A 24,082-nucleotide genomic window follows, 5' to 3' on the forward strand; every position below is an offset into this window, starting at 1 on the left:
GAAAAGGAGCACGTCATGGGCCAACTCTCAGGGCTGGACTACAGCGGTAAGGTGGTACTGGTCACCGGTGGCACCAAAGGCATCGGCGCAGGTATCGCCCGCAGCTTTCTGGAAGCAGGAGCACAGGTGATTGTGTGCGGCAGGGCGACGCCAGAAGTGTTGCCCAAGGCGGGTGCGGCGCAGGCGGTTTTCATGGCCTGCGATGTGCGCGATCAGGACTCGCTCAAGGCGTTGTTCGATGGTATTCGCGCTGATTTCGGTCGGCTCGATGTGGTGATCAACAATGCTGGCGGCAGCCCACCGGCCGATGCTGGCAGCGCTTCGCCGCGTTTTCACGAAGGCATCATCCGCCTCAATCTCATCGCCCCTTTGAATGTTGCGCAACAGGCCAACGCCCTGATGCAGCAACAGGCCGAGGGCGGCTGCATCGTGTTTATCGGCAGCATCAGCGCCTTGCGCGCGTCTCCGGGCACCGCCGCTTACGGCGCGGCCAAGGCCGGTGTATTGGCCCTGGTGCAATCGCTGGCCGTGGAATGGGCGCCAAAGGTGCGGGTGGTCGCGGTCAGTCCGGGACTGGTACGCACTGAGCAGGCGCATCTGCATTACGGCGACGAACAGGGCATCGCAGCGGTCAGTGCGGGGATTCCGGCCGGGCGCATGGCGCTACCCGAAGACATCGGCAATGCCTGCCTGTTTATCGCATCGCCCATGGCCGGCTATGCCAGCGGTTGCAATCTGTTGTTGCACGGCGGCGGCGAACGCCCGGCTTTTTTGAGCGCTGCGCACTGACGACCTTCAGCGGCGACCACGGGGTTGCTGCACTTGACACGCAGGAGACGAACTTGGCTGATTCTCAATTGCTAACCGACGTGCGCGCCCTGGTGGGGCGTGAATATGGTCGCGTCTACGCCTGGGACGAAGTCAACGCCCCGATGATCCGCCAATGGTGCGAGATCATGGGCGTGGACAACCCGCTTTATATCGACCCGGCCTTTGCCGCCAACAGCGCCCATGACGGGCTGGTGGCGCCGCCCGCGATGTTGCAGGTGTGGTGCATGGAAGGCTTTCACCTGAACAACTACGCACCGGGTTCGACTACCGAGAACCCGTATGAAGTGCTCAAGCTGATCGAGTCTTACGGCTATCCGTCGGTGGTCGCGGTCAACTCCGAACTGACCTTCGAGCGCAATCTGCGCCCGGGCGAAAAAGTCTACTACACCACTCGGCTGGACTCGGTCGGTGATGAGAAAACCACAGGTCTGGGCACGGGCTTTTTCGTCACCCTGGTGATGAACTACTTCGTTGAGCACAAAAGTGGCGATGAAGCCGTGGGCCAGTTGCTGTTTCGGGTATTCAAGTTCCGCCCGGCCAACAACCATACCGTTGAAGCTGCCCCGGCCAAGGTTGAAGACAAACCTGTGGTCAAGCGTCCGAAGCCGGGCATGAGCGATGACACGCGGTTTTTCTGGGAAGGTTGTGATGCGGGCAAGCTGCTGATCCAGCGCTGCACCCAGTGCCAGACCCTGCGCCATCCACCCGCCCCGGTGTGTATCGAATGCCACTCGTTCGATTGGGACAGTGTGCAGGCCAGCGGCCGCGCCAGCCTGTATTCGTTCGTGATCATGCATTACCCCGAGGTTGCACCGTTCGACCACCCCAACCCGATCGGTCTGATCGAGCTGGAAGAGGGCGTGCGTCTGGTGGCAGGGCTTGTGGGCGTCAAGCGCGAAGAGCTGAGCATTGGCCAGCCCTTGCAACTGGAGTTCCAGACTTTCGACGGCGAGCTGACCTTGCCTCTGTTCAGACCTGTGGTCGGGTAAGGGAGCCAGCATGGATTTCGAATTTACCGAAGACCAGAGCGCTATCGCTGAAATGGCCGGTAGCGTATTTGCCGACTATTGCACCGATGACCGCCTGCGCCAGTTCGACACTAGCGAACAGCCCTATATGCAGCCGCTGTGGCAACTGTGCGTGGAAACTGGGCTGCAGGCTCTGGCCATCCCCGAAGCCCTGGGTGGCAGCGGGCTGGGCATGACCGAGTTGATGCAGGTGCTGCTGGCTCAGGGACGGGCGCTGGGGCAGGTGCCGCTGTGGCGTCATCAACTGACGGCCGCGACCCTGGCGCAGTTTGCCGATCCCGCATTGCAGTCGTGGGCAGTTGAAGCGGCTGCGGGCAGGGCACTGCTGACCCTTGATTTGAGCGGTTTGGATAACGCCCAGGGCATGCAGTTGCACGCCCGGCCAACTGACGGTGGCTGGCGCATCGACGGCCGGGTTGGCGCGCTGGCGCTGGCTGAACAGTCACAGGCTGCGCTGTTGCTGGTGAGCGTTGAGGGGCAGCCCCGGCTGGCTCTGATCGAACTGGTCAACCAGGCGATCAAGCACGTACCGGGGCGCATGACTCACGGCGAGGCGATTGCCGATTTGCATATCGACGGGTTGCTGATCAGCGCCGGGCAATTGCTTCCGGCCAGCGCCTTGAGCTGGCTGGAGCCCCGTGCCATCGCCGCATTGGCCTCGCTGCAACTGGGGGTCAGTAGCGAACAGATCCGCCGCACCGTGGAGTACGTCACCGAGCGTCGCCAGTTTGAACGCAGTATCGGCAGTTTTCAGGCGGTGCAAATGAGCATGGCCAATGCCCATATCGCCCTTGAAGCGTTGCGCAGCAGCCTGTGGCAGTTGTGCTACCGCCTCGACGCCGGTTTGCCTGCGCCGAGCGAGGCCCTGGCCACGGCCTGGCAAGCCTGCGAAGCGGGGCATCTGATCGGGCATAACGCCCAGCACGTACACGGCGGTATCGGCGTCGACCTGACCTACCCGATGCATCGCTTTCTCTACTGGAGCCGCGCTCTGGGCTGTGCCCTGGGTGGATCGGCAGCAAGCCTTGAACGCCTCGGCGACTGGCTGAGCCATAACGACAAGCTGGGATGGAAATATGACCTTGCAGAACACCAAGCGCTTTGACGACGTGCGCCCCGGCGAAACCCTGCCGGAACTGGCGATCCCGATCACCGTGGGCCTGGTCACCGGCGGCGCTATTGCCACCCGCGACTACTTCCCCGGCCACCATGACCTGAACGCAGCCAAGGCCCTGGGTTCACCGCACATCTTTATGAACATCCTCACCACCAACGGGCTGGTGCAGCGTTATGTCGAAGACTGGGCCGGCCCGGAGGCGCGTTTTGCCTCGCTGAAGATCAAGCTCGGCGCGCCGAATTATCCCGGCGACAGCATGACCTTCAATGGCGCGGTTACCGGCCATGACTCCGCCACCCGCACGGTGGAAATCACCCTCAGCGGCAAAAATTCCATGGGCAACCACGTGACCGGTACGGTCGCGCTGGTTCTGCCCTGATCGCGGGAGACAGCACACATGACGCAATCGTCACTATCGGGCAGCGCGGCCATTGTTGGCCTTGGCGCGACCGAATTCTCGAAAAATTCCGGGCGCACCGAACTGCGCCTGGCGCTGGAAGCCACCTTGGCGGCATTGAAAGATGCCGGTATCGACCCGTCCGAAGTCGAGGGTTTCAGCTCGTACTCGGTGGACAAGGTTCCGGAATACGAAATCGCCCGTTTGCTGGGTTGCAAGGACGTCAAGTTCTTCTCCCAGGTGCCCCACGGCGGTGGTGCGGCCTGTGCGCCGATCATGCACGCGGCGATGGCCGTGGCCACCGGTGTGGCCAAAGTGGTGGTGGTATATCGCGCCATGAACGAGCGCTCGTGGTATCGCTTCGGTAGCGGTAGTTACGGCTTTGCCTCCACGCCGATCTTCGAGAATGTGAACTACGGCTGGTACATGCCCCACGGCCTGCATACCCCGGCATCCTGGGTCGGCATGTTTGCCCAGCGTTATATGCACACCTACGGCGCCACCTCCGAAGACTTCGGTCGCGTGGCAGTGGCGGTACGGGATTTTGCCGCCACCAACCCGGCGGCATTCTTTTACGGTAAGCCGATCACCCTGGAAGAACACCAGGCTTCACGCTGGATCTGCGAGCCGCTGCACTTGCTCGATTGCTGCCAGGAATCCGATGGCGCGGTGGCGATGGTGATCACCTCGGCCGAGCGCGCCAAGGACCTGCGCCAGAAGCCGGTGGTGATCAAGGCAGGTTCGCAGGGGATCACCTCGGGCCAACAAATCATGACCTCGTTCTACCGCGACGACATTACCGGCCTGCCGGAAATGGGTGTGGTCGCCAAAGAACTGTATCGCCAGTCGGGCCTTGGCCCTGAGGCGCTGCAAACTGCGGTGATTTACGACCACTTCACCCCGTTTGTGTTGCCGCAACTCGAAGAGTTCGGCCTGTGCGAACGCGGCGAAGCCAAGGAATTTATCCGCGCCGGGCACCATGCCCGTGGCGGCAAGTTCCCGATCAATACCCACGGTGGGCAATTGGGCGAGGCCTATATCCACGGCATGAACGGCGTGGCGGAAGCGGTGCGTCAGGTGCGCGGCAGTGCAGTCAACCAGGTCGATAACGTGGAAAACGTATTGGTGACTGCCGGGACCGGTGTGCCTACCAGCGGCCTGATTCTGGGAGCAGCCTGAATGTTCGTCGACCTCACGCCCGAACAGCATGCCCTGCGCCTGAAGGTGCGGGACTACTTCCAGAACCTGATGACCCCGCAGCTGCGTGAGCAATTGCGCGGCAAAGAGGGCGGCGAACTGTACCGCGACACTATCCGCCAGATGGGCCGCGACGGCTGGCTGGCCGTGGGCTGGCCCAAGGAGCATGGGGGGCAGGGCTATGGTCCTACCGAGCAATTTATCTTCTTTGAAGAAGCCAATATTGCCGGTGCACCACTGCCGTTTGTGACCATCAGCACGGTCGGGCCTGCACTGATGGCCCATGGCACTGAGCTGCAAAAGGCCAAATTCCTGCCAGGGATCGCAGCGGGCGAAATCATCTTCGCCATCGGCTACTCCGAGCAGGATGCAGGCAGCGACCTGGCCGTGCTGAAAACCTCGGCCCGCCTTGAAGGCGACGAGTTTTTGGTCAATGGCGCCAAGCTCTGGACCTCGGGCGCGGAGTCGGCGGATTACATTTGGCTGGCAGCCCGTACCGACCCTGAACGACCACGGCACAAAGGGGTGTCGATCCTGATTCTAGACACCCAGGCACCGGGCTTTTCGACCACGGTGATTCCAACTACCAGCAACCCGACGGCGGCTACCTACTACGACAACGTACGGGTGCCAAAAGACATGCTGGTAGGCGAGTTGAACGGCGGCTGGAAGTTGATCACCGCGCAACTGAACCATGAGCGGCTGGGTCTGGGTGCCTGGTCGGACAAGGTAGTGGGGCTGTTTGGCCGGGTTCTGGCGTGGGCCAAGGCGGCGGATGAAAACGGCGTTCGTGCTACCGACAAGGCTTGGGTGCGCGTTGGTCTGGCGCAGTGTTATGCACGGCTTGAAGCCATGCGCCTGATCAACTTGCGCATTGCCGCTGACCTCGAGCGTGAGCGCATGGATGTAGCGCTGGCTTCGACTACCAAGGTCTACGGCTCGGAATCGGCGATCGAGATATTGCGCGTATTGAGCAACATCGTGGGTGCCAATGGACTGGTGCGCGGTGGTTCGGCGGCCTCCTTGCTGCACGGTGAACTGGAGTACGAAGTGCGTGCCTCGGTGACCCTGACGTTTGGCGGTGGCACCAATGAAATCCAGCGTGAGCTGATCGCCCAATTCGGGCTGGGCATGCCGCGTACCCAGCGTTGAGGCCATTTACGTAGCAGCTGTCGAGCTCCGCGAGGCTGCGTTCGAGGACGAAGTCATCGTAAACCCGGTGAATTCGATATGTCTGGAGTATCTGGTCGCAGGGTTTACGGCGGCTGCGCAGCCGGACGCAGCCTCGCGGAGCTCGACAGCTGCTACGAAAGCTTTCATTACAGGTGAAACATATGAACCCGATTGACCAGTTCAGAGAGCAAACCCGCAGTTGGCTTGAGGCCAATTGCCCGCCATCGCAGCGCAAGGCCATTCCTGAAGGCGAGTTGGTATGGGGCGCGAGCGATGTCGAGTTTCCCAATGCAGATGCTCAATTGTGGTTTGAGCGAATGCGCGATAAAGGCTGGTTTTGTCCGGACTGGCCCGTCGAATACGGTGGTGCAGGGCTGAGCGCGGAATATAACGCGGTGCTCGAAAGCGAACTGCGTCGTCTCAAATGCCGCCCGCCGCAAATCAATCTGGGCATCTGGATGCTTGGCCCGGTGCTGCTGGAATTCGGCAGCGAAGAGCAGAAAAAAAACCTGCTGACACCCATGACCCGTGGCGAAGTACGTTGGTGTCAGGGCTTCTCCGAGCCTAACGCCGGTTCTGATCTGGCCAGCCTGAAAACCTCAGCCCGGGATGCTGGCGATCACTTTGTGGTCGATGGCAGCAAGATCTGGACTTCCTACGGTGACAAGTCGGACTGGATGTATGCATTGGTACGTACCGATGCCAAAGCCAGCAAGCACGCAGGTATCAGCCTGATCGTGCTCGACATGAAAAGCCCCGGGGTCAGCGTCGCACCGATTGATTTGATCAGCGGTAAGTCGGCGTTCTGCCAGGTGTTTTTCGATGGCGTCAAAGTCCCTAAAAGTCAGCTGATCGGCCCGCTGCACGGCGGCTGGAACCTGGCCAAGCGCCTGTTGCAGCACGAACGCAAAGCCATGTCCAAGTTTGGCGAGTTCAGCTTGCCGACCCATTTTCACCTGTTGCCACTGGTCAAGCAGTACTTGCCGGAGCCTGTGGGGCAAAGCGAGTCGGCATTGGTGGCGCGAGCCGTGGCCAGCGCCATGAACGAGCACAGCTACAACCTGACTGTGCAGCGCATGGGCGAAGAAGCCCGGGCAGGGCAGGACGTCAACGGTCTGATGTCGATCATGAAACTGGTCCACACCGAACAGGAACGCGACAAGTTCGAAGTGCTGATGGATGTCATGGGTTATCACGCCCTGGGCTGGGACAAGGGTGCTTTCACTCCTCAGGAACAGGCCATCACCCGTGGCTGGCTGAACAGTTTTGCCCTGACCATCTCTGGCGGCGCGTCAGAAATCCAGCTCAACGTTATTGCCAAGCGGGTCCTGGGCCTGCCTGACGTGAAGTAAGGAAACTCACCATGCACCTGCTTTATAACGACGATCAACGGCTGTTGGCCGACAGCGCCCGCGAGTTTCTGGCGGCGCGCAGCCCGGTATCCCGCCAGCGCGCCTTGCGCGATGAAGCGCAAGCAGGCGGCTTTGACCCGCAACTCTGGCAAGACGCGGTGGCGTTGGGCTGGAGTGCCATTCCATTCCCCGAAAATCTCGGTGGGCTGGATTTTGGCTGCATGGGCCTGGGCCCGATTTTTGAGTCTATCGGCTGCAATCTCAGCGCTTCGCCGCTGCTTTCCAGCGTGGTACTCAGCGGTTCTCTGCTGCATCTGCAAGGCAATGCCCAGCAGCAGGATCGCTGGCTATCGGCGACCATCAGTGGCGAACGACGCCTGGCGCTGGCGCTGGACGAACAGCCGCGGCACAACCCCTCAAAAGTGGCACTGCAAGCTGTGGCCAATGGCGACGGCTATAGCCTGACCGGGGATAAATATTTCGTCATTGATGGGGTCGGTGCCGACGGCTATCTGGTGGCTGCACGCACTGGCGCGGCGGCGGGCATCAGCCTGTTTTTGGTGCCAGCAGATGCTCCGGGGCTGACCGTCAAGGCGTTGCCGCTGATTGACTCGCGTAACCATGCGCGATTGCAGTTGCAACAGGTGCAGGTCGGTCCTGATGCGCTGTTGGGGGACATTGGCTGTGCAATGCCGGCATTGAATATCGCGCTGGATCGCGGGCGTGTGTGCCTGGCTGCCGAGATGCTGGGCATGTCTGAAAAACTTTTCGAACTGACCCTCGATTACCTCAAGACCCGCGTTCAGTTTGATGTCGCGATTGGTACTTTCCAGTCGCTACAACATCGGGCAGCGCAGTTGTATGTCGAGCTGGCACTGGCGCGCAGCGCGGTGATGGCGGGCCTCGCCGCCCTGGACGATAGCGCCTTGAGCGAGGGTGAGCGTCAGCGGCTGGCCAGCCTGGCGAAATGGAAGGCGGGGCAGATGGCACTCAAGGTGGTCAATGAAGCGGTGCAAATGCATGGCGGTATTGGCGTCACCGACGAGCTGGATGTGGGGCTGTTTCTCAAGCGTATCCGCGTTGCACAGGCAAGCTTGGGCGACGCCGATTTTCACTGCGAGCGCTATGCAGCCCTTGAGCTGGCACACGCTTGAGCTGATAGCGAACTGTTCGAGTCAGGAGAATAACAAGATGAAACTTGAGCAATGGCAGAGCGCCTGGCAGCAGTTGATTGGTGTCGGCTCGCCTTTTGAAGTACTGACGCCTTCGGACGGCGGGGCGAAGTATTTTCGTCATAGCGCAGCCAGCGTTTGGGCCGTGATTGACAGTGGTCGCGTACATGCAGATCGCGAATTTCTGGTGTGGGAGCAACAACGCCTGACATTCAGCCAGTTTTTCGATCAGGTGGATCGTCTGGCCGGGCAACTGGTACAGCGCTTTGGTGTACGCAAGGGCGATCGCGTGGCAATTGCCATGCGTAATCAGCCCGCATGGCTGGTGGCCTTTGCCGCTATTCAGCGTTGCGGTGCAGTGTGCGTACCGCTCAATAGCTGGGGCCTGCGAGACGAGTTGTTCCATGGATTGCAGGACAGTGGTGCGTGTTTGTTGCTGTGCGACGAGCCGCGCTTGCAACTGCTTGTTGGCGACTTGCGTGAACAAGGGCTGGCGACGATTGTGGTGGGGCTCAGTGCAGGCGCACCGCTGGACGAACACTGCCAGCGTCTGGAAGACCTGCTGGCCGCCTCGGCGCTAAACGTACCTGTGCAGCAAGTCAGCGCCCAGGATCCGGCCATGATTCTCTACACCTCGGGCACCACCAGCCTGGCCAAGGGCGTTCTGTCGACCCACGGCGCAGTGTGTCAGGCACTGGCAGCGCTTGAGTTTCAGGGCGCGTTTTGCGCGCTGAGTTCACCTGAACGTATCAGCGTGGTGATCAACAGCGGCTATGCCCCCACCACCTTGATGGCGGTGCCGCTGTTTCATGTCAGTGGTTTGCATGCACAGTTCTTGTTGGCTTTGCGCAGCGGCCGGCGCTTGCTGCTGATGTACAAGTGGGACGTGGAAAAGGCTTTCGACCTGATCCGCGATGAGCAGTGCACCCAGTTCAACGGAGCGCCGGTGATGATGCAGCAGTTGCTGACCTCACCACGTTTCGGCAGCCCCGACACCGCGAGTCTGTTTGGACTGGGATTAGGTGGTGCGGCACCTTCCAGCAGCTTGCTGGCCAACCTGACGCAGCGCAAACCCGAAGCGGTCGGTGGCAGCGGTTATGGCCTGACCGAAAGCAACGGTATTTGTGCCGCGATTGGCGGTGATCAGTTTGTCTACAAACCAGCTTCGGCGGGCTGGCCGTTGCCCATTGTTGACGTGCGCATTGGCGACAGCCCGGATCGACCGTTGCCCAGTGGGGTCAGTGGGTTGATCTGGGTGCGCTCGCCAACGCTGATGAGCTCGTATTGGAACCTTCCCGAGGCCAGCGCCCAAACCTTGTGCGATGGCTGGCTCGACACCGGCGATATTGGCCTGCTGGACGACGAGGGTTTTCTCTACATCACGGACCGGGCCAAGGATTTAATCAACCGCGGCGGCGAGAAGATCTCCGCTGCCGAGGTCGAGTCCTGTGCCTGTGAAATGCCCGGTGTGATTGAAGCTGCAGCCTTTGCCGTACCTGACGATGTGCTTGGCGAAGTTGTGTTTCTGGTGGTGCGCGGCGACCCGGCTTCAACCCCGGACAGCGCGGCGGTACGCAGCTTTATCGCGCAGCGTCTGGCGAGCTTCAAGGTCCCGGCGCAGATCCATGTTCAGCACACACCGTTTGCCCGGAATGCCTCGGGCAAGATGCTCAAGAACTTGCTCAAAGAGTTGTTGGTAACGGCCTGAGGGAGGGGCTGATCAAGCCCTTTCTAGTCTTACTGGACGATGTGCTCGCCTGTGATTGGCGAAGAATGGACGCATACCCCCAGCAAGCTTTATCCGCGTAGGAGGCAATACATGAAAATAACAAGAGCAGGCGTAATGCTCGCAGCCGCCATGGCCGTCAATGTGTGCACCATCGGCACGGCAACTGCCCAGGTATCCCCCGCAGAAGCGGCCAAACTAGGCAAAGAGCTGACCTGTGTAGGGGCAGAGCAGGCAGGTAACGCCGCGGGGACCATCCCGCCGTATACCGGCAAGTACCTGGGCGAAGTGCCGGGCTGGAACCATGTGAAGTTCTCGGGCGACCAACCGGTTGATCCGTACGCTGCGGAGAAGCCGATTCTGGTGATCACCGCGCAAAACATGGCCCAGTACGAAGACAAACTCAGCGAAGGCCAGAAGGCACTGTTCAAGCGTTATCCGACCACTTACAAGATGAATGTCTACCCTGGTCACCGTGATTTCCGCTACCCGGACTACGTGTGCCGACGTGCCATGAGCAATGCCCTGAACGCCAAGCTGGTGCACGATGGCATGGGTATTGAAGGATTGGGCCAGGTACCGTTCCCGATTCCAAAAAGCGGCATGGAAGTGCTGTGGAACCACCAGCTCCCAGCTCGAGCCTGGACCGAAGAAAAAACCAGCGACCTGGCCTCCGTATTGCCCAATGGCAGTATCGGTTGGGGACGTGCTTATGCACGCGGGCTGTCACAGGCCAACTCGCCGACAGTCGAACCTAAAACTGAAGACAAGATTCAGGCCATGGGCAACAACACGACCCTTAAACCGGCCCGTGACAATGGCGTGATCAGCATTTCCCACGAACCTTACGATTTCCAGACCAACCCGCGTCAGGCCTGGAGCTACAGCCCGTCCACCCGCCGCGTGCGTTTGTTGCCGGGCTACGGCTATGACCAGCCGATGATCGGCACCAACGGCACCATGACGGTGGACGAAGACCGTTTATTCAACGGCTCGCCGGAGCGGTTTACCTGGAAACTGCTAGGCAAGCGTGAAATCTACATCCCGGCCAACGCCTATAAGCCTAACGCCGGTACGGTCAAATACGCGGACATGCTAACCCCCAACCATCCCAACCCTGAGCTGATGCGTTATGAACTGCGTCGCGTGTGGGTGGTAGAAGGTGACTTGAAAGAAGGTTACCGCCACGTGTATGGCAAGCGTGTGCTGTTTATCGACGAAGACACCTGGAACTCGGTCATGGCGGACAATTACGACGCCCGTGGGCAACTGTGGAAACACGCCATGATCAACTATTACTACCACCCGGACATGAGCGGCTGGCAGGCAGGATCGCAGTTTTTCATGGACTTGAACTCGGGGCAGTACACCGGTTACGGCATGACCAACGAGGCCAAGAAGGGCCCAATTCTCAACGAAGGCAAATTCACTCCTGACCAGTACACCGCAGATGCGGCGCGGGCCATGGGCAGATAAACAACAAGTATCAAGCAGCAAGCTTCACGTTAAAGCCCCGTCGGTTTGCACTGACGGGGCTTTTTCATGGGGGCAGGTCAGCGAGGCAAAGGTCATTTCGGTGGCATGCACCACCTGGCGCATGGTGCGCAGTGTCGGATTGCCTTTGGGGGACAGGGCGCGGTACAGGCTTTCGCGGGAGAGACCAGCCTTTTCGGCTATTTGTGCCATGCCGCCCCGTGCTTCTACAACGTGGCGCAGCGCGGTCAGAAAACTGGCCTGGCCGCCTTCTTCATCCAGCTCTTCAATGGCAATGCGCAGGTATTCAATGGCAAATTCGGGATCCTGGCGGATCATTTCGATAACGGATTCGTCGTGACTGTAGGTTCTGTTCATGGCTTCCTCTTCTGATACGCGTTCCAGCAGCGTACCGCTTTGTCAATGTCGGTCTGCTGCTGGCGCTTGTCGCCACCGAGCAGCAACAGCACCAACTTTTTGCCGTCCTGAGCGTAATAAAGCCGGTAACCCGGCCCATGATCTATGCGTAATTCCCACACCCCCTAGCACAGTGGCTTGCAATCGCCAAAGGCGCCTGCTGAAAGCCGGTTAACCCTCACGGTGATGCGCGCCTTGGCCGTTCGATCCTTTAGGTGGTCCAGCCACTGCTGGTAATGGTCGTTACCCGTTTCGCTGACGTAATGTCTTATCTCGATCATAAGAGATGTAGCTTTAAAGCTACCCTTGGGCAATGGTTTTTAACCGCCAAATGCGGCTGTTCGTCTGATGAGACCCACATCCAATGTGATAGAGGGCAACCGCTGAACGTTAGGAGGGTGGTGTTTCGAGGGTCAATTGAGACAATTCGCAAGGTTGTGCAGGTTTTTTTACTTACGTTCAAATGACGGGGCGACAGTTGGCCCCGGTATTAAGACTGGTCGTTACCGGGGTCAGGGGAGGAGGGTTTTGCTGGAAATGTGTCGTTATGCCTGTGACCAGACCGCCAGCTCATAGCCGTCCGGGTCGGTGAAGTGGAAACGACTACCGCCCGGAAATTTGAATTCAGGCCGGGTAATCAGGCCTCCGGCAGCGGTGATTACCTGCTGAGCCCGGGCCAGGTCGTCGGCATACACAATGATCAGCGGGCCGCCGGGGCGTACCGGTTCGCCCGTGGTGAAACCGCCACTCAGGCGCCCATCAGTGAATTCGCTGTAGGTGGGGCCATAGTCAGTGAACGTCCAGCCGAATACGGCGCCATAGAAGGCTTTGCTGCGCGCAATGTCGTGGACGTTGAATTCGATGTTGTCGATTTTGTAATGGCGGTTATCTGCAGTCACGAGTATCTCCTAGGGTGGTGCTGGCAGGAACTCTTTGGATCCTTAATGGTTCATCGGGAATCGCCTTTTTACAATAGCTGCAGTTCTAAAGTAGTCAGGGACGAGAGCAGTTAACAGAGGATGTTTGATGTGCATCAATTTCAGGTCCGGCTGCAACGTCACCTTTGTCAAAGAAGACGAGTAAGCCAGGCCTGAAATTGTGGGAACGCTGTATTCAGGCCTCTCGCCCAGCCCGGTGGCCAGCACTGATAGCACCCTCGATGTAGCCAATGCTATGGCAATCACCAATGCTGGTAGCGCTCAACCCTGCGCGGGTCAATTCGTCGAGCAGCCCGGTATCAGGCTGTGCACCGATGGCCAGTACCACGGAGTCGGCCTCGCTCTGTGCTGCGGTTCCATCTGCCAATTGGTAACGCACGCAATGCCCATCAATGGCGGTCACGCTGGCGCCAGTGATCAACTTTGCGCCATGCACGCGAATTTCATGCAACACCCGCCAGCGGCGCACGATGGCCAGTTCGCGGCCAAGGTGGGTGCCACTTTCCAGCACGGTTACCTGACGCCCGCGGGCAATCAGGAACTCTGCCAGCTCAAGGCCCACCAGTCCGCCACCGATAATGGTCACGCGCTTGCCCAAGGGCATCCATACCCGCGACAGTTTTTCCATGGCTTCACGGCTGTCGGTAATGCCGGTCAGGCTGCCGGCTTTCATCAGCGCACGCTGGGTAAAGGACAGTTTGCGCTTGGCAATTTCCTCGGCGCGGTCGCCGGTCATCAGGCGGCGTAGTTCGTCGCCGCTCCATACGTGGTCTTGATCGGCGCCGGGGATCGCCGGTGCCGCACGCTCTGCACCGACAGCCACCAGCACCTGATCGGCACCCAGATCGCGGAGCAGGGCGGGACTGGCCTGGGTGTTCAGGCGGATATCGATGGCTGACTGCTGTACCTGAACCTTGAGGTTATCCAGCAGGCGGGCGTTTTCGGCATAGGCCAGGCCCGCAAAAAACAGCGTACCGCCCAGGCGGTCGCTGCGTTCGAGCAGAGTCACGCGATGCCCACGCAAGGAGGCGATGCGTGCGGCTTCCATCCCGGCAGGCCCGGCACCGACCACCACCAGATGTTTTGGCGTGGCCGTGGGGCCAATGACGTATTCGAACTCATGACCGGTCATGGGGTTGACCGCGCATTTGACCCGCTCGTTGATGAATATCTGGCTGACGCACACGTAGCAGTAAATGCACGGACGGATACTGGCTTCCTGATCGTTGAGCAGTTTGTTCGGTAGTTCCGGGTCGGCCAGCAGTTTGCGAGCCATGGCGATAAAGTCGCAGTCGCCACGTTTCAGGGCTGCTTCACCGGCGTGCGGCTCGATACGCCCCACGGCAATCACCGGCACTTGCACGCTGCGCTTGAGCGCGCCGGTCCACTCCAGAAAACCGCCGGGCTGGTGCACCAGAGGCGCTTCGGTAAAGACCACACCGCTGGTGATGCGGGCGCTGGCAGATACGCTGACAGCATCGACGCCAGCCGCCTCGGCCATGCGTGCCACGGCCTTGGCGTCTTCCAGGTTGATGCCGCCGGGGGTGTGCAGCTCTTCGGCGTCCAGACGCAACCAGACAGCGAATTCGTTACCGACCTTGGCGCGTACTGCCGCGATGATTTCCAGGAGCAACCGGGCGCGATTTTCCAGGGTGCCGCCATACGCGTCTTCACGCTGGTTGTAATAGCCGGAGAGAAAGCCGGCAATGATGTAACCGTGGGCCGCATGCAGCTCCACACCGTCGAAACCGGCTCGCTTGGCACGGTCGGCGGCGCAGGCGAACCAGTCGATCATCTGCGCGATATCGGCGCTGTCCATTACCCGGATCGGTGAGCCTTCGGCGCGACGCTTCATGGAACTGACAAAGTTGGCCAGCTCTTCGGGTGTCAGCGCGGCCATCATGTCGCTTTGCAGTACCGGCGGTACGGAAGGCACCCACAGTTGCCGACCTTCGGCCATGTCGCGTACCGAGGTCTTGCCCGCATGCTGCAATTGCATGGCGATTTTTGCCCCGTGCTGGTGGACGCGTTCAGCGAGGCGGCTTAGCCCAGGGATAAACTCATCGCTGGAGACACCAACCTGAAACGGCTCGGCGGTCCCGGCCGGAAACGCCACCGAGCATACGCCCATGATCAACAGCCCGGCGCCGCCACGGGCGCGAGCTTCGTAATAGGCCTGAATACGTTCGCCACACTGGCCGTCGGCTTCGGCGAAATTGGAGCCCATGGGCGCCATGATGATGCGGTTACGCAGCTCAAGAGAGCCAATGCGACCGGGTGCCAGCAACTGAGGGTATTTTGTCATTGTTATTTCAGCCCGAGCGGGTATCTGGAAGGGGATACGGCCGCCCGCAGGCAGCCGTAGGTCATGCGTGTTCAGGGTTCAGCTGCGCAGGAACTCCAGGCACGCCTTGTTGAACAACTCGCGGTGTTCAACTTGCACCCAGTGGCCGCATCGGTTGAGCATGATAAAGCGCGCATTGGGTGCGTGGTTCAACACTTTGAGCGCGCCACTGGCGGGGTTGAAGTTATCGTCGGTGCCCCAGAATCCCAGAATGGGTGCCTGCAGTTCTTCGAGGCGTTCGGTCATGTTCGGCACCATCATGGTGGTAAACAGATTGCGCGGCTGGTGCACGGCCACGGCGACCCGTTCGGCCAGCAGATTGTCGTCCAGCTGCGAGCTGTCAAACAGTTGCAGGCTCATGATCCGGCGCATTTGCTCGATGCCCAGCGGGCCTGCGTTGTACAGCTCGACCATGCGTTGAATACCGACCATTTTGAAGTAGGTTTCGCGATCTTCAACGCCGCCGGGGGCCATCAGGATCAGTTTCTCGACACGCGCAGGCTCGGCCAACGCCAGGCCCAGGGCAATGGCGCCGCCCAAGGAGTTACCGAGCAGGGTCGCCCGTTTTACTCCGACAGCCTTGAGAAAACCCGACATGGCATTGACGAAGAAATCGAGGTTGTACTGCGCATCTTCAGGCTTGTCGGAGCGCCCGAAACCCGGCAAATCCACCACCAGATTGCGAAAACCTGCGGCAACAAACTGCGGATAATTGCCTTTGAAATTGCTGTAACCGCTGGCGCCCGGGCCGCTGCCATGTAACCACAACACCACTGGGCCGCTGCCTTCGTCGAGAAAGTGCAGGCGCAGGCCGCTGTCCAGTGTCACAAAGTGGCCGATGGGCAGGGGAAGGTCTTGTTCAGTCATCACTCAATCTCCAAAAAATCAGGCTGTAGCCGCGTCAGCCAGCTGTGCTGGGGGCAGGGTCTTGTTCATCAGGTGGTTGCGATAGCGCGGCAAGGCCATGGCCAAAAACACCGAGGCAAATACCAGCAGCGAGACACAAGAGGCCAGGGCATAGCGCAAGCCTTCGTTGCCCAGGGTATGAGCGAAACCGTCACTGAGCATGCCGATCAACAGTGGGCCGACGCCGACGCCGAGCAGGGTCATGGCCATTACAAAAATCGCCGTGGCCTGGGCCAGCCGGGTGGCCGGGAACAGATGGGAAATCGCGCCCAGGCACGGTGTTGCCCACCATGTACCGAAGAAACTGAATACGCCGTAAAACAGGAAGGCGGTCGGCACCGGCGTGCTGCCTACATGGAACGCAGTGCCCACTGGCCACAGGAAATAAGCCAGCGCGAACGGGATACTGATCAGCGTGCCCAGCAGCGGCACGCCGATTTGCCAGCCCTTGTCGCGACGCGCCAAGCGGTCACACAAAATGCCGCAGGTCAGGGTGCCGAACGTAGCCCCGGCACCGCCCGCTACACCGGCCAGCAGCCCGGCGTCCTGCAGGCTCAAACCGTGGGAGCGGATCAGAAAGCTTGGGCTCCAGGTGCCGATGGCATAACCGGCAATTGCTGCAGAGCCGCCGGTGAGCACTATCCATAGAAAGGACGGGGTCTGGAACAGTTCGCGCACGGTGACGGCCCAGTGTGCCTGCACCACCTGATTGGGATTGACCAGCATCGCGGGTTTGGGCGCGCGCACGGTGAACAGTAGCAATAGGCCGAGAAAAATCCCTGGTGCACCGATAACCACAAATGCAAAACGCCAGCCGTAATGCTGCGCGATCCAGCCGCCCAGCCCCAAGCCGAAAATCGCCCCCAGGCTTGAGCCGAGCATCAAGACTGACAGCGCGGTTGAACGGCGCTCGGGTGGGTACAGGTCCGAGACCATCGCCATGGACGGTGCCGTGCCACCGGCTTCACCGATAGCCACCCCGATCCGCGCCACCACCAGCATCGAGAAGCTGGCTGCGAAGCCACAGAAAATGGTCATTACGCTCCAGGCGATGCAACTGAATGCGATGACTTTTTTGCGCCCGATACGGTCGGAAAGACGTCCCAGCGGGAAGCCGAAAATTGTGTAAAACACCGCAAAGGTTACGCCTGACAGCAGGCCGATACCGGTGTCGGAAATGCCGAACTCGGCTTTTACCGGCTCGATCAAAATGGCCATCAGCAGCCGGTCGATATAGTTGAAGATATAGATGGCAGCCAAAACGCCTAGTGCGTAATGGGTTCGCCAGGTGGGGCGCAAGGGTATGGACACGACGGGCTCTCCCGGTTTTTGTTCTAGTGAATCAGTTATTCCACGAACCGTGTGGCGAGTACATCGTCCATTTAGACCAGCCGATCATATTGCTGCACCTGCACCTGCACCTGCACCTGCACCTGTAGCCGCTGACGAGCTCCGCGAGGCTGCGTTCGGCGGCGCAGCCGTCGTAAAACCGGATATCGCAGTGAGTCTGAGGGGGTACGGCCGTTCCGCAACCGGACGCAGCCTCGTTCTACTCGTCAGCGGCTACAAGGTGGGGTAGACGGCGCAGCCCTGGTAAAGCCGGATTTAACGGTGAGCCAGGAGCGCGGGCTCGGCTGCTTAGTCCCATCGGACGATGTTCAGCTTTTTTCTCCAGTCAATGATTGCTCCCATACACCGCCCAGGCTTTAGGGCGGCCGACATCGGGCAGGCGGGAGAAACCTATGAAATTGCTGAATAAAGTGGCGTTTGTAACCGGCGCAGGTCAGGGCATGGGGCGAGCTATTGTGCGTCACTTTGCCGAGCAGGGGGCCAAGGTTGTCGCTGCCGATATCAATCTGGACGCCGCGCGCCAGAGTATAGAAGGGCTCGGCGACAAGGCACTGGCCGTGAGCTGCAACGTGGCTGACAGCGACTCGGTCGCCACCGCGATGGCCGCCGTTCACGCACACTTCGGCAGTCTCGATATTCTGGTTAACAACGCTGGGATCGGCTCTATCGATGCCTTTGCGCAAACCCCCGACGAGAACTGGCAGCGGGTGATAGGCGTCAACCTTACCGGCCCGTTTTACTGCAGCCGTGAAGCGGTAAAACTGATGCTCGCAGCCGCCACCCCCGGCGTGATTATCAATATCTCCAGTACTTCGGCCCTCACCGGCGAAGGCCCTAGCCATTACTGCGCGGCCAAGGCTGGCGTGATGGGACTGACCCGCAGCATGGCTCGCGAATTGGCTGGCAACGGTATTCGCGTCAACACCATCGTTCCCGGCCCGACCAACACCCCGATGATGGCGGACATCCCGCAAGACTGGATGCAAAGCATGCTCAATGCCATCCCTCTGGGCCGCATGGGTGAAACCGATGAGATCGCTCGCGTCGCAGCCTTTTTGGCCAGCGATGACGCGGCATTTATCACCGGTCAAAACCTCGCGGTCAACGGCGGCATGGCGTTTATCTGATAGCTGGAGACGGCAATGGGAGAGCAGAGCATGGGTACTCGTTTACAAGGCAAGGTTGCATTTATCAGCGGCGCCGGATCGGGCATTGGTGCAGCCACTGCGCTGCGGTTTGCCGAGGAGGGCGCGCGGGTAGTGCTCTGCGGTCGTCGTATCGAACCGCTGCAAGCAGTGGCTGCGCAGATCCATGATGCCGGTGGCCGCGCTGAATGCGTGGTGGCAGATGTCAGTAATGAATCTGCCTATGTCAGCGCAATCAGCGATGTTGCACAGCGCCACGGTCGATTGGATATTTTGGTCAACAACGCCATGGCTTACAGCTGGGGGGCGATTGACAGCACCTCGACGGCAGATTGGCACTCCAACTTCGCCACCACCGTGGACGGCACCTTTTGGGGCACTCGCACGGCCATGAGTCTGATGCGGGCCCAGGGCAGCGGTTCGATCATCAACCTGGCCTCGATCTGTGGTCAGTTCGGTACGCCCTGGATGGCCGGTTACTCCGCCGCCAAGGCCGCAGTGATCAATTTCAGCCGCGCTGCCGCCAGCGAGGGTGCTAGCCACAACATTCGCTGCAACGTGGTCAGCCCCGGTGTGGTCGAGACGCCAGCCACGGCGGGCATGCTCACCGACGACAAAACTCGCATCAATACCGAAAAGCTGATTCCGCTTCGGCGTGTCGGCCAGCCCGTTGAAGTGGCCAACGCCATTCTGTTTCTCGCCAGCGATGAAGCCTCGTATATCACCGGTGCCTGCTTGCCGGTCGATGGTGGACGCAGCAGTGAGCTGTACACGGTATTGGAATAAGGAATTTTTATGGAACAGAACGCCTTGCTTGCCCGTCTCGACCGGCTTGAGTCAATTGATGAGATCCGCCAGTTGGCCGGCAAATATTCGCTGTCGCTGGACATGCGCGACCTCGATGCCCACGTCAATCTGTTTGCCGAAGACATTCGTGTGGGCCGCGAAAAAATCGGGCGTGCACACCTTAAAGCCTGGGTCGATGACACCCTGCGCGATCAATTTCACGGCACCTCGCACCACCTGGGCCAGCACCTTATCGAATTCACCGATCCGGACCATGCCGTTGGCGTGGTGTATTCCAAGAACGAGCACGAGACCGGCCCCGAGTGGGTGACCATGCAAATGCTCTATTGGGATGACTACGAGCGGATGCAGGGGCGATGGTATTTCCGGCGCCGCTTGCCGTGCTACTGGTACGCCAGTGACCTCAACAAACCGCCGATCGGCACGCAAAAAATGCGCTGGCCGGGCCGCGAACCCTACGCCGGAACCTTTCACGATCTGTTCCCGTCCTGGACCGAGTTCTGGGCCAACCGCCCAGACAAGGATCAACTGCCCCAAGTGGCCACCGCCGCTCCAGTTGAACAGTTTCTTGCCACCCTGCGCCGAGGGGCTGGCGCACCGAAAATTCGCGTGCGCTAAGGAGCCACCATGAGCATTTTGTTTGAACCTGTGCGCCTCGGCGAGCTGGAACTGGCCAACCGTATAGTCATGGCACCGATGACCCGCAGCCGCGCGGATCAGCATGGCGTACCGACTGCCGAGATGGTTGAGTACTACCGCCAGCGCGCGACCGCCGGCCTGATCGTTGCCGAAGGCACTGCTCCTTCGGCCAGTGGCCTGGGCTATTGCCGCACCCCGGCGATTTACAACGCAAAACAGATCGCCGCCTGGAAGGCCGTGACCGATGCCGTACATGCCGAGGGCGGGCTGATTGTGTTGCAACTGATGCATGTTGGCCGTGCATCCAGCGCTCACAACAAACCTGCAGGTGCAGCCACGGTTGCGCCATCAGCCTTGCGCGCACGCACCCAGCTGTTTACCGACACCGCGGGGATGGTCGACACCGACGAGCCTCAGGCCATGTCGCTGCAAGATATCGAACAGGTGATCGAGGAGTATCGCCAGGCGGCGCTGAATGCCCGTGAAGCCGGTTTTGACGGCGTTGAGCTGCACTGCACCAGCGGTTATCTACCGATGCAGTTTATGGCCTCGGGCAGCAACCTGCGCGAAGACCAGTACGGTGGCAGCGTCGAGAACCGCGTGCGTTTCCCGGCACAGGTGCTGGCAGCGATGGCCTCGGCGATTGGTGCCGGGCGCGTGGCGCTGCGGCTGTGCCCAGGTAATCCGTTCAATGACATAGATGACGAAGACCCGTTGGCCACTGCGGTTGCATTGTGCAAGGCCGCCGAGCCTATGGGCCTGGCTTACGTACATATCATGCGTTCGCCTTTGGCGGAACTGGATGCCTTTGCCCTGGCCCAGCGCCATTGCAGTAACGGGCTGATTTTGAATGACGGGTTCGACGGTGAATCGGCAGCTGCTGCGTTGCAGGCCGGGCAGGGTGAAGCGGTGTCGTTTGCCCGACACTTTATCGCCAACCCGGATCTGGTCGAGCGCCTGCGCAAGGGCCTGCCCCTGGCCCGCTTCGACCGCAAGACCTTGTACTCCCCTGGCCCCGAAGGCTACAGCGATTACCCGCTGAGCGAGACGGTGGCGCAATGAACGATATGTCGCGGATCAGCGCTCTGGCAGCGCCAAAACAACAGCCTGTACCACGGGAGCAGACCCAGGCGCTGCTGGACTTGCGTTCTGCGGCCAGCGCCCGGATCAAACCGGCAGACCTGTACACCTTGGCCGACCGTCTTGAGGAGCAGGCGCGGGCTTATCCCGAGCGGGCTTTTTTGATCGACGGCGAGCAGCGTTTCACTTATGCCACCGTGGATGCCCAAGCCAATCGCATGGCTCATGTGCTTTACGCCAAGGGCCTGCGCCCTGGTGATGTGTGCGCGATTGCCATGGAGAACCGCCCGCAGTTTTTCTTCAGTTGGTTCGGGCTGGTCAAGCTCGGTGTTGTGGTGGCGTTTATCAACACTCAGGTCAGCGGTAAGCCGCTGGTTCATGCACTGCAATCCACCGCTGCCAAGGCCGTGGTGGTGGGCGAAGAGTGCCTGGCCAACCTGCTGGGCACTGAAGGCCTGCCGGATGTACCGCTATGGCTGGTCGAAGATGCACTAAACCCTTTTGACGGTGAGCTGCCGACTTTTGTCGACAGCCATTTTGGCGAACTGATTTGCGCGGCACCGGAGACTGTCTTCCCCCGTGAGGTGCGTGCCGCGATCACGGCTGAAACCACCACGCTGCTGATTTTCACCTCGGGCACCACCGGGCTACCCAAGGCTGCGCGTTACAGCCATATGCGCTGGATGTCGTCGGGTGACGTGATGGAAGTTACCCTGGGCGCTACCTGTGACGACGTATTTTACTGCTGTCTGCCGCTGTACCACGGCGCGGCAGCTACTTCGGTGACCTCGACTGCGCTGCGCGTGGGCGCGAGCATCGTGGTGCGGCGCAAGTTCAGCGTGCGCGAATTCTGGGCTGATGTGCGCCGCAACCGCATCACCGTGTTCCAGTACATCGGCGAGATCTGCCGTTACCTGCTCAACCAGCCCGTGGTGGCCGGTGAACGCGAACACAGTTTGCGTTATATGCTCGGTGCCGGTCTGACGCCTGAATCGTGGCAGCGCTGGCTGGAACGTTTTGGCCCGATTCAGGTGTTCGAGGGCTGGGGTGCCACCGAAGCCAACGCCAACCTGATCAATGTCGATAACTATGTGGGCTCCTGTGGTCGCGTACCGGACTGGAGCCGTACCAATCTGCGATTGGTGCGTTACGACGTCGAAAGTGACACGCATCCACGGGACGAGAACGGTTTTTACCAGCTGTGCCAACCCGGTGAATTGGGTGAGGCCATGGGTTTTATCGTTGATCATCCACAGATTGGCGGTGGCCGTTTCGAGGGGTACACCAGCACGGCTGCCAGCGAAAGCAAGATCCGCCGCAACGTGTTCCAGGCCGGGGATGCCTACTGGAGCTCCGGTGATCTGCTGCGCTATGACGACGACGGTTATTTCTATTTTGTCGACCGCATTGGCGATACCTTCCGCTGGAAAAGCGAAAACGTCTCGACTCTGGAGGTGGCCGATACCCTGAGCGACATGCAAGGCCTGGAACTGATCAACGTGTACGGGGTGCAGGTGCCCGAACACGAGGGGCGCGCCGGGATGGCTGCGATTCTGATGCAGTCCGGACACAGGTTTGATCCGCAGGCTTTCTATGAACTGACAGAAGCGCGCTTGCCACGCTATGCCGCGCCAATCTTTGTACGGGTCTCGGCAGCGGCCGACCTGACCAGCACCTTCAAGTTGCGCAAGGTCGATTTGCAGCGCCAAGGCTACTCGCCGGGTTTATTTGCCGATCCGCTGTTTGTGCGCGATGAAAGCACTCGCACCTATCAGCCGTATTCGTTGCAAGTGTTGGCCCGTGCCGGTTTGCCACCCTTTGTGGGCAGCAGCCATGAGTGAATTGGACGCCCAAGGCCACCAATGGCGTGATGGCCTGCGCTATCCCTGGCCGCAAGCACCGGCCAACGGGCAGGTTCAGGAAGTTGCCGAGGGCGTTTTATGGCTGCGCATGCCGCTGCCGTTTGGGCTCGATCACATCAACCTGTATTTGCTGCGTCACGGCGACGGCTGGGTGGCGGTGGATACCGGCCTGAACAGCGATCAATGCCGTGAAGTGTGGGAGCGGGTGTTTGTTGAAGTGCTTGCAGGTTTACCGCTCAAGGCGGTGATTTGCACCCACTTTCACAGCGACCATACCGGCGTGGTCGGCTGGTTGGCCGAGCGTTTTCGTTGTCCGGTGCTGATGACTCATGGCGAGTTCGAAGCGATGCATCATGGCCCGCCAGAGGCCGCTGCACCCGATTGGGCATTTGTGGATTTTTATCAAAAGGCCGGGTTCAGCACCGAGCAGACCTTGGCAATTTTACCGCTGATTCAGGGTGAGCACTTTCGCCCGCAACGGGTGGCGGGCTTTACCCGTTTAACTCAAGGCAGCCAACTCACCATCGGCGGGCGCCGCTGGCAGGTGGTGATGGGCAACGGGCATTCACCGGAGCACGCCTGCCTGTACGCGCCGGACGACGGCTTGCTGATTTCGGGTGACCAGGTGTTGCCGCGTATCACCTCGACCATTGCGGTGTATGTCACCGAACCGCACGCCAATCCATTGCGTGACTGGCTGGACTCTATCGAACGGTTGCGGGTAATCCCCGACAGCGTGCTGGTGCTGCCGGCTCATGAGCGGCCGTTTTTCAATCTGCATCTGCGACTGGATCAGTTGCGTGATCACCATCTCAATCATCTGCAGCAGTTGCTTGTTGCCTGCCAGGAACCACGCACGGCGCTGGAGATGATGGCGGTGTTGTTTAAAAAGCTGTCAGGTCGCTTTGACGAGCTGATGGCGCTTGGGGAGACGTTGGCTCACGCCAATTACCTTATGGCCGAGGGGGCGCTCGTTCGTGAGGAACAAGGAGGGCTGCATCGTTATCGACAGGCCCCGACAGGAGTCGTGAAGTTCGACCCGCTTGAGTTGTTTTGAGCAGTGGCTATAGGCGCGGTACGCAGAACGCAATGACGCTTGAACCCATCGAGGCGGCCACCGAGTCGTCA

The 24,082-nt window shown here is 60.1% G+C and carries 22 protein-coding genes; 16 read left to right on the top strand and 6 right to left on the bottom strand.

Translation table 11 applies throughout. The annotated features are described in order from the left end of the window. Positions 1-15 precede the first annotated feature (15 nt). The 10 genes from U5A05_RS11220 (at position 16) to U5A05_RS11265 (ending at position 11,469) form a co-directional block, all read left to right on the top strand. Complete coding sequence (locus tag U5A05_RS11220; protein ID WP_261742134.1) at positions 16-789, top strand: SDR family oxidoreductase; 774 nt, start codon at positions 16-18, stop codon at positions 787-789. Positions 790-842: 53 nt separating this feature from the next. Continuing rightward, the gene (locus U5A05_RS11225) at positions 843-1,820 is read left to right on the top strand and encodes a bifunctional MaoC family dehydratase N-terminal/OB-fold nucleic acid binding domain-containing protein (RefSeq protein ID WP_321836404.1); all 978 of its coding nucleotides are present in this window, start codon (positions 843-845) and stop codon (positions 1,818-1,820) included. Between the two features lie 10 nt (positions 1,821-1,830). After that, positions 1,831-2,964, top strand: coding sequence for an acyl-CoA dehydrogenase family protein (locus tag U5A05_RS11230; RefSeq protein WP_261742136.1), 1,134 nt, complete (start codon positions 1,831-1,833; stop codon positions 2,962-2,964). Further along, on the top strand, positions 2,936-3,355 hold the full coding sequence (locus U5A05_RS11235) for a MaoC family dehydratase (RefSeq protein ID WP_261742137.1): 420 nt from the start codon (positions 2,936-2,938) through the stop codon (positions 3,353-3,355). Before U5A05_RS11230 ends, U5A05_RS11235 begins: the two co-directional genes overlap by 29 nt. Before the next feature lie 18 nt (positions 3,356-3,373). Further along, positions 3,374-4,552 (top strand): lipid-transfer protein, encoded by a 1,179-nt coding sequence (locus U5A05_RS11240; RefSeq protein ID WP_261742138.1) that lies wholly within the window; start codon positions 3,374-3,376, stop codon positions 4,550-4,552. After that, a complete protein-coding gene (locus tag U5A05_RS11245) occupies positions 4,553-5,722 on the top strand; it encodes an acyl-CoA dehydrogenase family protein (RefSeq protein ID WP_321836405.1) in 1,170 nt (389 codons plus the stop codon). Between the two features lie 182 nt (positions 5,723-5,904). Further along, entirely contained in the window at positions 5,905-7,095 is a 1,191-nt protein-coding gene (locus U5A05_RS11250; protein WP_321836406.1) for an acyl-CoA dehydrogenase family protein, read from the top strand. A gap of 11 nt (positions 7,096-7,106) precedes the next feature. Then, positions 7,107-8,249: an acyl-CoA dehydrogenase family protein gene (locus U5A05_RS11255; protein ID WP_261742141.1), complete on the top strand. Its 1,143-nt coding sequence runs from the start codon at positions 7,107-7,109 to the stop codon at positions 8,247-8,249. 37 nt (positions 8,250-8,286) lie between these two features. Then, positions 8,287-9,975 carry a class I adenylate-forming enzyme family protein gene (locus U5A05_RS11260; RefSeq protein ID WP_261742142.1) on the top strand — a complete coding sequence of 563 codons (1,689 nt, stop codon included), beginning with the start codon at positions 8,287-8,289 and terminating at the stop codon, positions 9,973-9,975. A 111-nt stretch (positions 9,976-10,086) separates the two neighbouring features. Beyond that, positions 10,087-11,469, top strand: coding sequence for a DUF1329 domain-containing protein (locus U5A05_RS11265; RefSeq protein ID WP_425262901.1), 1,383 nt, complete (start codon positions 10,087-10,089; stop codon positions 11,467-11,469). Between the two features lie 24 nt (positions 11,470-11,493). Here the strand turns inward: U5A05_RS11265 and U5A05_RS11270 are convergent, their stop codons facing one another. The 6 genes from U5A05_RS11270 to U5A05_RS11295 form a co-directional block, all read right to left on the bottom strand. Then, a complete protein-coding gene (locus tag U5A05_RS11270) occupies positions 11,494-11,844 on the bottom strand; it encodes an addiction module antidote protein (protein WP_321836407.1) in 351 nt (116 codons plus the stop codon). Then, positions 11,841-12,005, bottom strand: a complete 165-nt coding sequence (locus U5A05_RS11275) for a type II toxin-antitoxin system RelE/ParE family toxin (RefSeq protein WP_321836408.1) — start codon at positions 12,003-12,005, stop codon at positions 11,841-11,843. The genes U5A05_RS11270 and U5A05_RS11275 overlap by 4 nt, the downstream gene beginning before the upstream one ends. A gap of 423 nt (positions 12,006-12,428) precedes the next feature. Then, positions 12,429-12,782 (bottom strand): VOC family protein, encoded by a 354-nt coding sequence (locus U5A05_RS11280; protein WP_321836409.1) that lies wholly within the window; start codon positions 12,780-12,782, stop codon positions 12,429-12,431. 214 nt (positions 12,783-12,996) lie between these two features. Then, a complete protein-coding gene (locus U5A05_RS11285; protein WP_321836410.1) occupies positions 12,997-15,126 on the bottom strand; it encodes an oxidoreductase in 2,130 nt (709 codons plus the stop codon). Positions 15,127-15,204: 78 nt separating this feature from the next. Then, positions 15,205-16,032: an alpha/beta fold hydrolase gene (locus U5A05_RS11290; RefSeq protein WP_261742147.1), complete on the bottom strand. Its 828-nt coding sequence runs from the start codon at positions 16,030-16,032 to the stop codon at positions 15,205-15,207. 18 nt (positions 16,033-16,050) lie between these two features. After that, a complete protein-coding gene (locus tag U5A05_RS11295) occupies positions 16,051-17,382 on the bottom strand; it encodes a spinster family MFS transporter (RefSeq protein WP_261742148.1) in 1,332 nt (443 codons plus the stop codon). Between the two features lie 431 nt (positions 17,383-17,813). Between U5A05_RS11295 and U5A05_RS11300 the strand changes: the two genes are divergently transcribed. Genes U5A05_RS11300 through U5A05_RS11325 form a run of 6 tightly spaced genes read left to right on the top strand, consistent with a single transcriptional unit; the run spans position 17,814 to position 24,011 of the window. After that, a complete protein-coding gene (locus tag U5A05_RS11300) occupies positions 17,814-18,548 on the top strand; it encodes an SDR family NAD(P)-dependent oxidoreductase (protein ID WP_261742149.1) in 735 nt (244 codons plus the stop codon). A 30-nt stretch (positions 18,549-18,578) separates the two neighbouring features. After that, positions 18,579-19,352 carry an SDR family NAD(P)-dependent oxidoreductase gene (locus U5A05_RS11305; RefSeq protein ID WP_261742150.1) on the top strand — a complete coding sequence of 258 codons (774 nt, stop codon included), beginning with the start codon at positions 18,579-18,581 and terminating at the stop codon, positions 19,350-19,352. A gap of 9 nt (positions 19,353-19,361) precedes the next feature. Next, positions 19,362-19,991, top strand: a complete 630-nt coding sequence (locus U5A05_RS11310) for a nuclear transport factor 2 family protein (RefSeq protein ID WP_321836411.1) — start codon at positions 19,362-19,364, stop codon at positions 19,989-19,991. Between the two features lie 9 nt (positions 19,992-20,000). Beyond that, positions 20,001-21,074 carry an alkene reductase gene (locus U5A05_RS11315; protein WP_321836412.1) on the top strand — a complete coding sequence of 358 codons (1,074 nt, stop codon included), beginning with the start codon at positions 20,001-20,003 and terminating at the stop codon, positions 21,072-21,074. Further along, entirely contained in the window at positions 21,071-22,933 is a 1,863-nt protein-coding gene (locus U5A05_RS11320) for a long-chain-acyl-CoA synthetase (protein ID WP_321836413.1), read from the top strand. The genes U5A05_RS11315 and U5A05_RS11320 overlap by 4 nt, the downstream gene beginning before the upstream one ends. Beyond that, positions 22,926-24,011 carry an MBL fold metallo-hydrolase gene (locus U5A05_RS11325; RefSeq protein ID WP_261742154.1) on the top strand — a complete coding sequence of 362 codons (1,086 nt, stop codon included), beginning with the start codon at positions 22,926-22,928 and terminating at the stop codon, positions 24,009-24,011. The genes U5A05_RS11320 and U5A05_RS11325 overlap by 8 nt, the downstream gene beginning before the upstream one ends. The last annotated feature ends 71 nt before the right edge of the window (positions 24,012-24,082 follow it).

Source organism: Pseudomonas kulmbachensis (assembly GCF_963681935.1).
Lineage (GTDB): Bacteria > Pseudomonadota > Gammaproteobacteria > Pseudomonadales > Pseudomonadaceae > Aquipseudomonas > Aquipseudomonas kulmbachensis.

Coding starts and splice junctions, on each gene's coding strand:
- U5A05_RS11230 (WP_261742136.1), top strand. CDS start 1,831: ATGGATTTCGAATTTACCGAAGACCAGAGCGCTATCGCTGAAATGGCC.
- U5A05_RS11310 (WP_321836411.1), top strand. CDS start 19,362: ATGGAACAGAACGCCTTGCTTGCCCGTCTCGACCGGCTTGAGTCAATT.
- U5A05_RS11240 (WP_261742138.1), top strand. CDS start 3,374: ATGACGCAATCGTCACTATCGGGCAGCGCGGCCATTGTTGGCCTTGGC.
- U5A05_RS11305 (WP_261742150.1), top strand. CDS start 18,579: ATGGGTACTCGTTTACAAGGCAAGGTTGCATTTATCAGCGGCGCCGGA.
- U5A05_RS11285 (WP_321836410.1), bottom strand. CDS start 15,126: ATGACAAAATACCCTCAGTTGCTGGCACCCGGTCGCATTGGCTCTCTT.
- U5A05_RS11270 (WP_321836407.1), bottom strand. CDS start 11,844: ATGAACAGAACCTACAGTCACGACGAATCCGTTATCGAAATGATCCGC.
- U5A05_RS11320 (WP_321836413.1), top strand. CDS start 21,071: ATGAACGATATGTCGCGGATCAGCGCTCTGGCAGCGCCAAAACAACAG.
- U5A05_RS11255 (WP_261742141.1), top strand. CDS start 7,107: ATGCACCTGCTTTATAACGACGATCAACGGCTGTTGGCCGACAGCGCC.
- U5A05_RS11250 (WP_321836406.1), top strand. CDS start 5,905: ATGAACCCGATTGACCAGTTCAGAGAGCAAACCCGCAGTTGGCTTGAG.
- U5A05_RS11260 (WP_261742142.1), top strand. CDS start 8,287: ATGAAACTTGAGCAATGGCAGAGCGCCTGGCAGCAGTTGATTGGTGTC.
- U5A05_RS11315 (WP_321836412.1), top strand. CDS start 20,001: ATGAGCATTTTGTTTGAACCTGTGCGCCTCGGCGAGCTGGAACTGGCC.
- U5A05_RS11290 (WP_261742147.1), bottom strand. CDS start 16,032: ATGACTGAACAAGACCTTCCCCTGCCCATCGGCCACTTTGTGACACTG.
- U5A05_RS11300 (WP_261742149.1), top strand. CDS start 17,814: ATGAAATTGCTGAATAAAGTGGCGTTTGTAACCGGCGCAGGTCAGGGC.
- U5A05_RS11245 (WP_321836405.1), top strand. CDS start 4,553: ATGTTCGTCGACCTCACGCCCGAACAGCATGCCCTGCGCCTGAAGGTG.
- U5A05_RS11220 (WP_261742134.1), top strand. CDS start 16: ATGGGCCAACTCTCAGGGCTGGACTACAGCGGTAAGGTGGTACTGGTC.
- U5A05_RS11265 (WP_425262901.1), top strand. CDS start 10,087: ATGAAAATAACAAGAGCAGGCGTAATGCTCGCAGCCGCCATGGCCGTC.
- U5A05_RS11325 (WP_261742154.1), top strand. CDS start 22,926: ATGAGTGAATTGGACGCCCAAGGCCACCAATGGCGTGATGGCCTGCGC.
- U5A05_RS11235 (WP_261742137.1), top strand. CDS start 2,936: ATGACCTTGCAGAACACCAAGCGCTTTGACGACGTGCGCCCCGGCGAA.